Source organism: Burkholderia cenocepacia, from assembly GCF_014211915.1.
GTDB classification, from domain to species: domain Bacteria; phylum Pseudomonadota; class Gammaproteobacteria; order Burkholderiales; family Burkholderiaceae; genus Burkholderia; species Burkholderia orbicola.
On the sequence record NZ_CP060040.1, the window covers coordinates 2343269 to 2355386 of the forward strand.

The window sequence follows — 12118 nt, forward strand, 5'->3', positions numbered from 1 at the left end:
GGGGTAACCCCCGAATGGGGGGCTGAACATCGCGCGCCGGTTCGAGAACAATGCGGGTCCCGTGTCGCGGACCGATACGCGCTGCGCGCGCCCACGCCGGTACGGACATCACCTACTTTTGACGGCCGGCGTCGAATCGTTATGCTGTTTTCGGCGCACGGCGAGACCGGGCCCGGCCGGCGGCTTCGCCGGCGGGCCGGCGGACACGCGATCAGCGCGAGGAGAACACGAACAGCATGGCGCCGATGGACAGCAGACAACCGGCTCGCCCGCCGGACACCGATGCGATCGAAGTGCTGGTGCGCACCAAGCTGGCGCCGGCGTCGGCCCGCGGCATCGTGGCGCGCATCGCGCGGCTCGGCCGGCTCAGGCGCGGCCTCGACCGTCGGCTGACGCTCGTGAGCGCGCCGGCCGGTTACGGCAAGACCACGCTGCTGGCCGAGTGGCGCCATGCGCTGGTGGCGTCGGGCGTGAAGGTCGCGTGGGTGAGTCTCGACCAGGACGACGACAACGCGTCGATCTTCGCGTCCTACGTGGTCGCCGCGATCGTCGACGCAACCGGCGGCGTCGGCGCCCGCGCGCAGCAGTTGTTGCGCGATCGCGCGCTGATTCCGCTGAAGACCGTCTTCGACGAACTGCTCAACGAACTGGACAGCGCGGGCGTCGACCTGTTCCTGATGCTCGACGACTTCGATCGCCTCGCGTCGCCGGTCATCCACGACGCGATGTTCGACCTGCTGCGCTACGCGCCGTCGAACCTGCACGTCGTGCTGGCGTGCCGCTCGGTACCCGCGTTGCCGCTCAGCTATTTCGAATCGCGCGACGAACTCGTGCGGGTGGACGAGCACGACCTGCGTTTCGACGACACGGAGACGCGTGCGTTCTTCGAGCGGGTGGCCGGCAAGCCGCTCAATGCGGACAACGTCGCGCGTCTGCGCGCGGCGACCGAAGGCTGGGTGTCGGGCCTGCAACTGGCGGCCCTGGCGCTGCACGACGACAGCGACGCGGCGCGCGTGGCCGAGCAGGTCAGCCACGCGCGTGCCGGCATCGCCGCGTACCTGAACGAGAACGTGATGACGCAGGTGCCGGACGCGATCCGCCACTTCCTGCTGCATACGGCGGTGCTGGACCGGATGACGCCGGCGCTGTGCGATGCGCTGACCGGCCGCGACGATGCGCTCGACTGCCTCGAATGGCTGAATGCGCACAACCTGTTCATCCGGTCGATCGACGGTGACCGCCGGCGCTACCGCTATCACGCGCTGTTCCTGCAATACCTGCGGGAGGAACTGGCGCTGCGCGAGCCCGGCGCGGTGGCCACGCTGCATCGTCGCGCGAGCGCCTGGTACGCGGCCGAGCGGCAATGGCCGGACGCCGTCAGGCACGCACTCGCGGCGGGCGACTTCGACGCGGCGGCCGGCTGGGTCGAGGCGTGCGCGATGAAGCTCATCGCGTCGAGCGACGTGCGCACGGTGCTCGACTGGGTGTCGCGCCTGCCCGCGCAGGCGCTGACGGGCCGCCTGCGGTTGCGGATCGCGCATACGTGGGCGCTCGCGCTGTCGATGCAGATCGTCGATGCGCGCCGTGCGCTGGAAGCGCTGGAAGCCGACATCGCGGCCGGGCGGCTCGATACCGATACGGTTACGGCGACGGAACTGCTGGCCGTGCGCTCGCTGATCGCCGGGCTGTCGGATCGCAGCATCGAATCGCTGCAGCTCGGCGAGCGCGTGCTGGCGGCCGCCCCGCCGGCCGGTTCGTGGGTCGAGCAGATCGGGCAGACGACGCTGATCTTCGGGCTCGGCTACGCGGGCCGCCTCGGCGACGTGCGGGATCTCGGCGCGCGCGCGGAACACGCGGCATCGGGGCACGAGCCGCTGTACGCGAACGTGTACCGCCAGAACATGTCGGGCCTGGCCGAGTTCGTCGCCGGACGGCTGCACGACGCGTCGAAGACGTTCGAGACGGCGTTGCGCGCCGCCGAACGCTCGGCGGGTCGCCTGTCGGCGGCGACGGCGCTGTCGGCCGGCTATCTGTCGGCGATCTACTACGAATGGAACGACTGGGCGAAGGTGCGCGACGCGCAGGCCGACCGCTTCGACATCGCGATGCAGGCCTGTTCGCTCGGGCCGTTGCTGAGGTTCATGCAGACCGCCGCCCTGCTGCAATTCCGGTCGGGGAACGACGCGCGGGCGCACGACATGCTCGACGAAGCCGATCGCATCGCGTGCAGCCGGCAATGGCTGCGGCTGCGCGCCGCGTGCATGGCGACCGGTATCCGGCTGCATCTGGACGCCGGCCAGCCGACGCAAGCCCACCGTGTGGGGCGCGCGCTGGCGTCGCTGGTGTCGCCCGTGCCGCCGGACGAAGCGTCGAGCCACGTCGAGACGTGGCAGATGGCGCAATCCGCGCAGGCAAGGCTGCTGCTCGCCGATGCACGCGCGAACGAAGCCGCGCAGCGCATGGCGACCGTGCACGTGGTGCTGGCCGCGCGCGGGTTCGACTGGTTCGCGGCGCAGGCCGCCGTGTTGCATGCGATCGCGCTCGACCACGCGGGCGACGAGAGCGCGGCGCTCGCGGCGTTCGCGCGTGCGCTCGAATACGGCCAGGGCAACGGACTCGTCCGCACCTTCGTCGACGAAGGGGCGGCGGCCGAGCGCCTGCTGGCGCGCATGCAGAAGCGTGCCGACCGCTTTCCGGCAGTCGGCGCATGGTATCTGCGCGACCTGGCCCGTGCGTTCGACGCGCAGCGGGCGTCGGGCGGGGCACCGGCCACGCGGCCGGGTGCGCCCGGCAACCTCAGCGCGCGGGAGCTCGAGATCCTCGACTACGTCGCGCGTGGCTTGTCGAACAAGGAAATCGCCCGCGCGCTGCGCGTCGCGCCGGAGACGATCAAGTGGCACCTGAAGAACATCTTCGAGAAGCTCAACGTGACGTCGCGCATCCAGGCGGTGCGCAGCGGGCTGGCGCTCGATCCGTCACGGGTGCGGCGCGACGACGAATGACCGGCTGACGCGCTGCCGCCCGCGTCAGCGGTGCGCGGCGAACGCGGCCACGATCTCGTCGATCGCCGCACGGATGCGCGCGGTGTGGCGCAGGTCGCGGTGCGTGACGAGCCAGACCTCGTACGGCGACGCCCGCATGCGATCCGGCCAGATCCGCGCGAGCCCGTCGCGCTCGCCCATGTGAACCGGAATCTCGCCGACGCCGAGGCCCGCACGCAGCGCCGCACGCAGCATCAGGTTCGAGTTCGTCCGTGTGACGATGCGGCCGCCGTCGATCGGTTCGCCGGCGAGGGTCGGCTTGCGGCTGGCGTCGATGTACGGCTGGTAGACGGCGAGGTCGTGGCCCGCGAACGCGCGGCCGCGCTCGGGCTCGCCGTGCCGGTGCAGATAGTCGGGCGACGCGAACAGGCCCATGTCCCAGCACGCGAGCCGGCGCGCGACCAGATCGGGGTTGTCGGGCCGCACGGTGCGGATGGCGATATCGGCTTCGCGTTTCGCGAGATTCAGGATGTGGGTCGACGTGTTCAGCGCGACGGAGACGTCGGGATGTTTCGCGTGCAGCCGCGCGATCGACGGCATCACGAACTCGATCGCGAGCGCGTCGGTCGTCGTGATCTTCACCTCCCCGGCGAGCCGCCGGTCGACCCCCTGCGTCAGCCGCACCAGCTCGTGCGCGTGCTGCTCCATCGCCTCCGCGGCGCGCAGCGCCAGTTCGCCGACCGGCGTGGGCAGATAGCCTTTCGACGAACGCAGGAACAGCGTCGCGCCGAGCATGTGCTCGAGCGTCGCGAGCCGCCGCCCGACCGTCGCCTGATCGACGCCGAGCGTCTGCGCCGCGCGGCGCAGCGTGCGCTCGCGATGGATCGCGAGAAAGACGCGCGCGTCGTCCCAGTTCATCGTGTGTCCCGACTGATGCATTTTTGCATTCCCCGACCGGTAATTCGCTGCGTGCCCGCCAGCGGCATCGCCCATAGACTGGCTTCACACACATGGCGATGCCGCGATTCGCGGATGGCCCGCGAATCGGCCGCGCATCGACGAACGTTGAGGATCATATCGTGATTGATGACGCGAACCCCCTGCCCACCCACATGACCGCGATCGAAATCGTGCGTCCCGGCGGCCCCGACGTGCTCGTGCCGGCGACCCGCGCTGTGCCGGTGCCGGGCCCCGGCGACGTGCTGATCCGGATTCACGCGGCCGGCGTCAACGGCCCGGACGTATTCCAGCGCAAGGGGCTGTACGATCCGCCGTCCGGCGCGTCCGACATTCCCGGCCTCGAGATCGCCGGCGAGGTCGTCGCGGTCGGCCGCGACGTCACGCGGTTCGCCGTCGGCGATCGCGTCTGCGCGCTGATTCCCGGCGGCGGCTATGCGGAATACGCGGTGGCGAACGAGAGCAACACGCTCGCGATTCCCGACGGCCTCGGGATGGCCGAGGCAGCGGCGCTGCCGGAGACCTTCATGACGGTCTGGCTGAACCTGTTCCAGCGCGGCCGGTTTTCCCCCGGTGAAAGCGTGCTGATCCACGGCGGCGCGTCGGGCATCGGTACGACGGCGACGATGCTCGCGAAGGCGTTCGGCGCGGCGACGATCATCACCACCGTCGGGTCGGACGCGCAGCGCGACGCGAGCATGCGGCTCGGCGCGGATCTCGCGATCGACTATCGCAGCGAGGATTTCGTCGAGGCGGTCGCGCGCTTCACGGGCGGCAAGGGCGTCGACGTGATCGTCGACATCATCGCGGGCGACTACGTCGCGCGCAATTTCGCGGCGGCCGCGATGAACGGGCGCATCGTGCAGATCGGCGTGATCAATGGCCCCGCGAAGGAGCTCGACCTGTTTCCGATGCTGACGAAGCGGCTCACGCACATCGGCTCGACGCTGCGCTCGCGCACTTACGCGGAGAAGGCGCAGATCATTCGCGAACTCGAGGAGGCCGTGTGGCCGCTGATCCGGCAAGGCACGGTCAGGCCGCAGGTCTATCGGCTGTTCGATTTGCGCGACGCGCGCGCGGCGCACGAGCTGATGGATTCGGGACGACATATCGGCAAGATCGTGCTGGCGACGCCGGCCGCGGATCGTGCGCTTCGGGCTGCCATCGACGCAAACGCCAAGCATTCCACATGATCGGCAGACGCTTCAGCCCCCCGGTCGGGGGGCTGAAGCCGCGGCGGGGATGGCCCGACAATCGGGGCACCGAATGCGTCGCCGCGCCCCGCCGGCGCGTCGCGTGGATGCAGCACCGCACTGGACGATGAGTCGAAATGGACATGCTCGAGAACATGCGGACGTTCGTTCGCGTCGTGCAGGCCGGCAGCTTCTCCGCCGTGGCGAAGCAGACCGATGTCGCGACCGCGCAGGTGTCGCGGGCCGTCGCGAGCCTGGAGGCGTATGCGCAGATTCGTCTGTTGAACCGGACCACCCGGAAAATCGCGCTGACCGACAGCGGGCGCCGCTATTTCGAGCGCCTGCAATCGATCCTCGGCGATGTCGACCAGGCGAATGCCGAGGCCCGGAACGCGCTGGTCCGCCCGTACGGACGCTTGCGCGTGCATACGATGCCGGGGCTTGGGCAGAGCCATGTGACCGCGTTGGCCGTCGCCTATCGGGCGCGCTTTCCCGAAGTCGCCATCGAGATGACTTATTCGCAACGGATGCCCAATCTCGTCGAGGAAGGCTACGACGTGTCGGTCGTCACGGCCGCGAGCCTGCCTGATTCCGCCTGCATCGCGCATTCATGCGGCACGTCGTTCAGCGTGCTGGTCGCGTCGCCGGCCTACCTGGCCCGCCACGGCGTGCCGTCCGCGCCCGCCGACCTGGCACGCCATACCTGCCTGCGCCTCGATACGCCGGCCGAAGCGAACGACGAATGGCTGCTGCACGGTCCCGGCGGCCAGACCGCGTCGCATGCGGTCACGGCCGCGCCGTTCCATGCGAATGCGCCGGAGGCGCTGTCGATCGCGCTGCGCGCGGGGCTGGGCATCGGCTCGCTGGCGATCTATTCGGCGATCGACGACCTGCGCAGCGGGCGGCTCGTGCGCGTGCTGCCGGACTACCGGTTGACGATGCTCGACGTGTACGCGATGTATGCGTCGCGTCGCTTCCTGGACGCGAAGGTCCGCACCTTCGTCGAGCATCTGCGCTTGGGGTTGTCGCCCGCGCTGAAAACCGACGCCCGCGCGCTCGACGCGCTCGACGCGCCGCGCGGCCGCGAGCGTGCCCGTGCGGTGGCCGGTGTCACGGCCTGACGGCCGGCCCATCCGTCGTACCCGTCGTACCCGTTCGTTCCTGTCGAGGAGAATCCGATGAAGTCCCGTTTTGCAATCGTCGTTGCAGGTTTCGTTGCGTTGTCGCCGCTGGCCGGTCACGCGCAGTCCGCCGCACCCACCGCGCCCGCCGAGCAGGCGGCAGCGGCGGCCGCGTCGCCGCGAGCGGCGAAGAAGGCCGAACGCGCGGCCGACCGCGCATTCGCGAAGAAGGTTCGGCAGGCCATCGTGAGGGCGCCCGGCGTGGGCAATGCGCAGGTCACCGTGTTCGCGAAGGCGAAGACGGGCGACGTGACACTGGCCGGGCAGATCGCCGACGAGTCGCAGGACCGGGCCGCGGTGGACGCGGCCCGCCAGGTACCGGGCGTGACGTCGGTGAAGAGCAAGCTCCAGTTACGCCTGGAGGGTGGCCAGTAACGGAAAGGGTTGACGGCATCGGGTGCATGTCTTTGCGGGTCTCGTCGTGTAAAGAATCCACGGCGAAGGCTCGGGAAGGTACGCACCCGTGCCGGCTGCGACGCGTCCCGCCGGTGGCAGGGGCGTCAGATGCGACCGAGCAGCACCAGTATCACGACAATGACGACGATCAGCCCGACGGTCCCCGACGGCCAGTAGCCCCAGCTTCGGCTATGCGGCCATGCAGGAAATGCTCCGATGAGCAGCAGAATCAGAACGATGATGAGGATCGTACCGAGCATCGCATCCCTCCTGGATTTATTCGACACGGTGTCGGCTGTCGCAATTCCCGTGCCGCGAGGCGACGATCGTTCCGTAGGGCGCCGCTGCCGCATCGGACGGTGCGCGGCGGGCGACCGGGATTACGCACCGGCCTCCGTGCCGGCGGTGTCCGGCCAGAGCAGGGCCTGGGCGACGACGACGTGGTCGCCGTTGAAGGTGGCGGCGGGCGAGCCGTACAGGCGATAGCCGAGCGCCAGCGCATCCGACACGCGGTGGCAAAACGTGGCGTCGTCCTTGCCCGTCAGCAAGCGATAGCGGGGCAGGTCGTTGGGTGGGGAAGACGACATGGGCGGGACTCCTGTGAAGGGGGCGGATCGGGCAGTATAAGTCGGACAAACCCACGCCATCTGCGAAGGCAGGGGCATTTGCATCATGAATGCTCGTTCATTCAACAAATAAATTTTAAAAATGGCCGCCCGCTCGCTATGCTGAATCCTTCACTCAGGCGGGCATGCAATGGCTGAACTCTTTCTGGTACGGCACGGGCAGGCGTCGTTCGGCACCGACGACTACGACCGGCTTTCCGCGGCGGGCGACCAGCAGGGCGTCTGGCTCGGCGAATATTTCGCGCGGCAGGGCCTGACGTTCGACCGCGTGATCTGCGGCACGATGAACCGCCATGCGCAGACGGTTGCCGCGATCCTGCGCGGGATGGGCCGCGAAGGCGTCGCGGTGGACCGCCATCCGGGCCTGAACGAATACGATTTCCACGGGTTGTTCGCGGCCGCCGCCAGCGACTACCCGGAGATCGCGCGGCTCGCGGCCGGCTCGATGAAGGACCATTTCCGCGCGCTGCGGCAGGTGCTGCAGCTGTGGACCGAGGATAAGCTCGTCGAGGCGGCTCCCGAAACCTGGGCCCATTTCCAGCAGCGCGTGGCCGACGCGCGCGCGGCGATCCGCGCAGGCGGCGGCCAGCGCGTACTGGCGGTGAGCTCCGGCGGCCCGATCGCGGTCACCGTGCAGCAGGTGCTCGCGGCCCCGCCGTCGAGCGCGATCGCGCTGAACCTGCAGATCCGCAACAGCAGTCTTTCGCAGTTTTTCTTCAACGCCGAGGCGTTTCACCTCGCGTCGTTCAACGGCATCCCGCATCTGGAGGACCCCGAACGACACGCGCTGCGCACCTACGGCTGACCCACGAACGATCGCGACGATGACGAATCCTTCCCAGCAACTCGACGTAGCCCGCCTTACGCGCTATCTGGAAACCCACGTGCCGGGCTTCGAAGGCCCGGTCGACACGGAGAAGTTTGCCGGCGGCCAGTCGAATCCGACTTTCCTGCTGAATGCGAAGAGCGGCCGCTACGTGCTGCGCCGCCAGCCGCCGGGCGAACTGCTGAAATCCGCGCACGCGGTCGACCGCGAATTCCGCGTGCTCACCGCGCTGTCGGGCACCGCGGTGCCGGTCGCGCACCCGTATCACCTGTGCGAAGACCGCGACGTGATCGGCAGCCTGTTCTACGTGATGAGTTTCGAGGATGGCCGGATCTTCTGGGACCCCGCGCTGCCGGAACTGCCGAAGGCCGAGCGCGCGACCTGCTACGACGCGCTGCTGCGGACGATGGCCGCACTGCACGACGTCGATGTCGACGCGGTGGGCCTTGCCGACTACGGCCGCCCGGGCAACTACTTCGAGCGCCAGATCGGCGTGTGGACGAAGCAGTATCGCGCGGCCGAAACCGGGCGCCTCGATGCGATGGAGACGCTGATCGACTGGCTGCCGAAGGCATGCCCCGAGGACACGGGCCGGCCCGCACTGGTGCACGGCGACTTCCGGATCGACAACCTGATGTTCGCGCGCGACGGCTATCGCGTGCAGGCCGTGCTCGACTGGGAACTGTCGACGCTCGGCAACCCGCTCGCCGATCTCGCGTACTTCTGCATGTGCCTGCGGCTGCCGTCCGGCGGCCAGGTGCGCGGGCTCGCGGGCCAGGATCGCGCGGCGCTCGGGATTCCCGACGAAGCGGCGATCGTCGCGCGCTACTGCGAACTGCGCGGCATCGCGCCGATCCGCGACTGGCATTTCTACCTCGCCTTCAGTTTCTTCCGGCTCGCGGCGATCGCGCAGGGCGTGAAGGCGCGCGCGTTGCAGGGCAACGCATCGAGCGAGCAGGCGCTGCGCGTCGGCGAAATGGCCGGCCGGCTGGCCGAACTGGCCGTCGGCGTGATCGACGCGCATCGCTGAACGCGACGCTGGCGCAGGCAGCGCCGCGCCGCGGCACGAACAACCACATCAATGGAGGAGCACAGCAACATGGCAACGAATCTGTTCGACCTGACGGGCAAGATCGCACTGGTGACAGGCGCGAGCCGCGGCATCGGCGAGGAAATCGCCAAGCTGCTCGCGGAGCAGGGCGCGCACGTGATCGTGTCGAGCCGCAAGCTCGACGACTGCCAGGCCGTGGCCGACGCGATCGTCGCGGCGGGCGGCCGCGCCGAGGCGCTGGCGTGCCACGTCGGGCGCCTGGAGGACATCGCCGCGACGTTCGAGCACATCCGCGGCAAGCACGGCCGCCTCGACATTCTCGTGAACAACGCTGCCGCGAACCCGTATTTCGGGCACATCCTCGATACCGATCTCGCCGCGTACGAGAAGACCGTCGACGTGAACATCCGCGGCTACTTCTTCATGTCGGTCGAAGCAGGCAAGCTGATGAAGACGCACGGCGGCGGCGCGATCGTCAACACGGCATCGGTGAATGCGCTGCAGCCGGGCGACCGGCAGGGCATCTACTCGATCACGAAGGCGGCCGTCGTCAACATGACGAAGGCGTTCGCGAAGGAATGCGGGCCGCTCGGCATCCGCGTGAACGCGCTGCTGCCGGGGTTGACGAAGACGAAGTTCGCGGGCGCGCTGTTCGCGGACAAGGACATCTACGAAACCTGGATGACGAAGATCCCGCTGCGCCGCCACGCGGAGCCGCGCGAAATGGCCGGCACCGTGCTGTATCTCGTGTCGGACGCGGCGAGCTACACGAACGGCGAATGCATCGTCGTCGACGGCGGCCTGACGATCTGAGCGCGCGATGAAACTGGACAGCTACGCCGGCCAGGCCGTGATGATCACCGGCGCCGCGAGCGGCTTCGGCGCGCTGCTCGCGAGCGAACTCGCCGCGATGGGTGCGCGGCTCGCGCTCGGCGACCTGAACGGCGATGCGCTCGAACGCGTGGCCGCGCCGCTGCGCGCGGCCGGCGCCGACGTGATCGCGCAGCGCTGCGACGTGCGCGTCGAAACGGAGGTCGCCGCGCTGGTGCAGGAAGCCGTCGCGCGCTTCGGGCGGCTCGACGTCGGCATCAACAACGCGGGCATCGCGCCGCCGATGAAGGCGCTGATCGACACCGACGAAGCCGATCTCGACCTGAACTTCGCGGTGAACGCCAAGGGCGTGTTTTTCGGGATGAAGCACCAGATCCGCCAGATGCTCGCGCAGCGCGAAGGCGTGATCCTGAACGTCGCGTCGATGGCCGGGCTCGGCGGCGCGCCGAAGCTGGCCGCGTATGCGGCATCGAAACATGCGGTGGTCGGGCTCACGAAGACGGCCGCGCTCGAATACGCGCGCCACGGCATCCGCGTGAATGCGGTGTGCCCGTTCTACAGCACGACACCGATGGTCACCGACAGCGAGATCGGCGAGCGCCAGGATTTTCTGGCGCAGGGCTCGCCGATGAAGCGGCTCGGCCGGCCCGACGAAATCGTCGCGACGATGCTGATGCTGTGCGCGAAGGACAACACGTATCTGACCGGACAGGCCGTCGCCGTCGACGGCGGCGTCTCGGCCTTCTGAACCGAACGAACGGAAACACGGAAATCTCGAGGAGTCGATCATGGACTTTGGCTACACCCCGAAAGTGGAAGCACTGCGCGAACGCGTGAGCGCATTCATGGACGCGCACATCGTGCCGCGCATCCGCCAGTGGAACGACGAAGTGCACACGGGCCAGTATCCGGTGTCGTTCATGGAGGAACTGAAGGAACGCGCGAAGGCGGAAGGGCTGTGGAACCTGTTCCTGCCGCACCTGAAGGACGACGAGCCGGGGATGGGCCTGACGAACCTCGAATACGCGCCGCTCGCCGAGATCATGGGGCGCGTGAGCTGGGCGTCGGAAGTGTTCAATTGCAATGCGCCGGACACCGGCAACATGGAGCTGCTGCACATGTTCGCGACGCCCGAGCAGCGCGAACAGTGGTTGTTGCCGCTCTTGCGCGGCGAAATCCGCTCGGCGTTCGCGATGACGGAGCCCGACGTCGCGTCGTCGGATGCGACCAACATCACGACGCGCATCGAGCGTATCGGCGACGAGTACGTGATCAACGGCCGCAAGTGGTTCATCACGAACGCCGCGCATCCGAACTGCAAGATCTTCATCGTGATGGGCAAGACCGATCCCGAGGCCGAGTCGCACCAGCAGCAGAGCATGATCCTCGTGCCGCGCGACACGCCGGGCGTGACGGTCGTGCGCAACATCACGGTGGTCAATCACCACGCGCCGGAAGGACACTGCGAGATCACGTTCGACAATGTGCGGGTGCCGGCGCGCAACCTGCTCGGCGAGGAAGGCAGCGGCTTCGCGCTCGCGCAGGCACGCCTCGGGCCGGGCCGCATCCACCACTGCATGCGCTCGATCGGCGCGGCCGAGCTGGCGCTGGAGCTGATGGTCGACCGCGCGCAGTCGCGCGTCGCGTTCGGCAAGCCGCTGAACCGGCACGGCACGGTCGGCGAATGGATCGCGCGCTCGCGTATCGAGATCGACCAGGCACGCCTCTTGGTGCTGAAGGCCGCGTGGATGATCGACAAGGTCGGCGCGAAGGTGGCGCGCAAGGAAATCTCGATGATCAAGGCGCTCGTGCCGACCGTCTATACGGACGTGTGCGACCGCGCGATGCAGGTATTCGGCGCGGCCGGCTTGAGCCCCGATACGCCGCTGGCCGACCTGTGGACCTGGGGCCGCGCGCTGCGCTTCGCCGACGGCCCGGACGAGGTGCACCTGCAGGCCATCGCGCGGATGGAGATCAAGGACGGCGAACCCGGCGCGACGGCGCCGTACCTGACGCCGCCGCCGCGCAGCTGAGCGCCGCGTCGCACGGGAGCGCGACGTGGGTGAACGGGAGGCG

At 68.8% G+C, this 12118-nt stretch carries 12 protein-coding genes; 9 read left to right on the forward strand and 3 right to left on the reverse strand.

Annotation, left to right across the window (positions count from 1 at the left end):
- Positions 1 to 236: 236 nt before the first annotated feature.
- On the forward strand, positions 237 to 3002 hold the full coding sequence (locus SY91_RS26940; RefSeq protein WP_023474884.1) for a LuxR C-terminal-related transcriptional regulator: 2766 nt from the start codon (positions 237 to 239) through the stop codon (positions 3000 to 3002).
- 24 nt (positions 3003 to 3026) lie between these two features.
- On the opposite strand, the gene SY91_RS26945 is transcribed toward SY91_RS26940, so the two are convergent.
- Positions 3027 to 3899, reverse strand: a complete 873-nt coding sequence (locus SY91_RS26945) for a LysR family transcriptional regulator (RefSeq protein ID WP_043886601.1) — start codon at positions 3897 to 3899, stop codon at positions 3027 to 3029.
- Between the two features lie 194 nt (positions 3900 to 4093).
- Here SY91_RS26945 and SY91_RS26950 point away from each other — a divergent pair, with 194 nt between their 5' ends.
- The 3 genes from SY91_RS26950 (at position 4094) to SY91_RS26960 (ending at position 6687) form a co-directional block, all read left to right on the forward strand.
- Complete coding sequence (locus SY91_RS26950; protein WP_043886599.1) at positions 4094 to 5131, forward strand: NAD(P)H-quinone oxidoreductase; 1038 nt, start codon at positions 4094 to 4096, stop codon at positions 5129 to 5131.
- Between the two features lie 137 nt (positions 5132 to 5268).
- Positions 5269 to 6252, forward strand: coding sequence for a LysR family transcriptional regulator (locus tag SY91_RS26955; protein WP_023474881.1), 984 nt, complete (start codon positions 5269 to 5271; stop codon positions 6250 to 6252).
- Between the two features lie 57 nt (positions 6253 to 6309).
- Positions 6310 to 6687 (forward strand): BON domain-containing protein, encoded by a 378-nt coding sequence (locus SY91_RS26960; protein ID WP_023474880.1) that lies wholly within the window; start codon positions 6310 to 6312, stop codon positions 6685 to 6687.
- Positions 6688 to 6812: 125 nt separating this feature from the next.
- Here SY91_RS26960 and SY91_RS26965 read toward each other — a convergent pair whose 3' ends face one another.
- Both SY91_RS26965 and SY91_RS26970 read right to left on the reverse strand, forming a co-directional pair.
- Complete coding sequence (locus tag SY91_RS26965) at positions 6813 to 6968, reverse strand: DUF3309 family protein (protein WP_006483086.1); 156 nt, start codon at positions 6966 to 6968, stop codon at positions 6813 to 6815.
- A 120-nt stretch (positions 6969 to 7088) separates the two neighbouring features.
- Positions 7089 to 7295, reverse strand: coding sequence for a DUF1737 domain-containing protein (locus tag SY91_RS26970; RefSeq protein ID WP_023474879.1), 207 nt, complete (start codon positions 7293 to 7295; stop codon positions 7089 to 7091).
- Positions 7296 to 7464: 169 nt separating this feature from the next.
- Between SY91_RS26970 and SY91_RS26975 the strand changes: the two genes are divergently transcribed.
- The 5 genes from SY91_RS26975 (at position 7465) to SY91_RS26995 (ending at position 12075) form a co-directional block, all read left to right on the forward strand.
- Positions 7465 to 8139, forward strand: a complete 675-nt coding sequence (locus SY91_RS26975) for a histidine phosphatase family protein (protein WP_023474878.1) — start codon at positions 7465 to 7467, stop codon at positions 8137 to 8139.
- 19 nt (positions 8140 to 8158) lie between these two features.
- Positions 8159 to 9190 carry a phosphotransferase gene (locus tag SY91_RS26980; RefSeq protein ID WP_006480030.1) on the forward strand — a complete coding sequence of 344 codons (1032 nt, stop codon included), beginning with the start codon at positions 8159 to 8161 and terminating at the stop codon, positions 9188 to 9190.
- Positions 9191 to 9259: 69 nt separating this feature from the next.
- Positions 9260 to 10024 (forward strand): SDR family oxidoreductase, encoded by a 765-nt coding sequence (locus SY91_RS26985; RefSeq protein WP_043886545.1) that lies wholly within the window; start codon positions 9260 to 9262, stop codon positions 10022 to 10024.
- Positions 10025 to 10031: 7 nt separating this feature from the next.
- Positions 10032 to 10790 (forward strand): SDR family NAD(P)-dependent oxidoreductase, encoded by a 759-nt coding sequence (locus SY91_RS26990; RefSeq protein ID WP_011548627.1) that lies wholly within the window; start codon positions 10032 to 10034, stop codon positions 10788 to 10790.
- Between the two features lie 40 nt (positions 10791 to 10830).
- A complete protein-coding gene (locus tag SY91_RS26995; RefSeq protein WP_023474876.1) occupies positions 10831 to 12075 on the forward strand; it encodes an acyl-CoA dehydrogenase family protein in 1245 nt (414 codons plus the stop codon).
- Positions 12076 to 12118 lie beyond the last annotated feature (43 nt).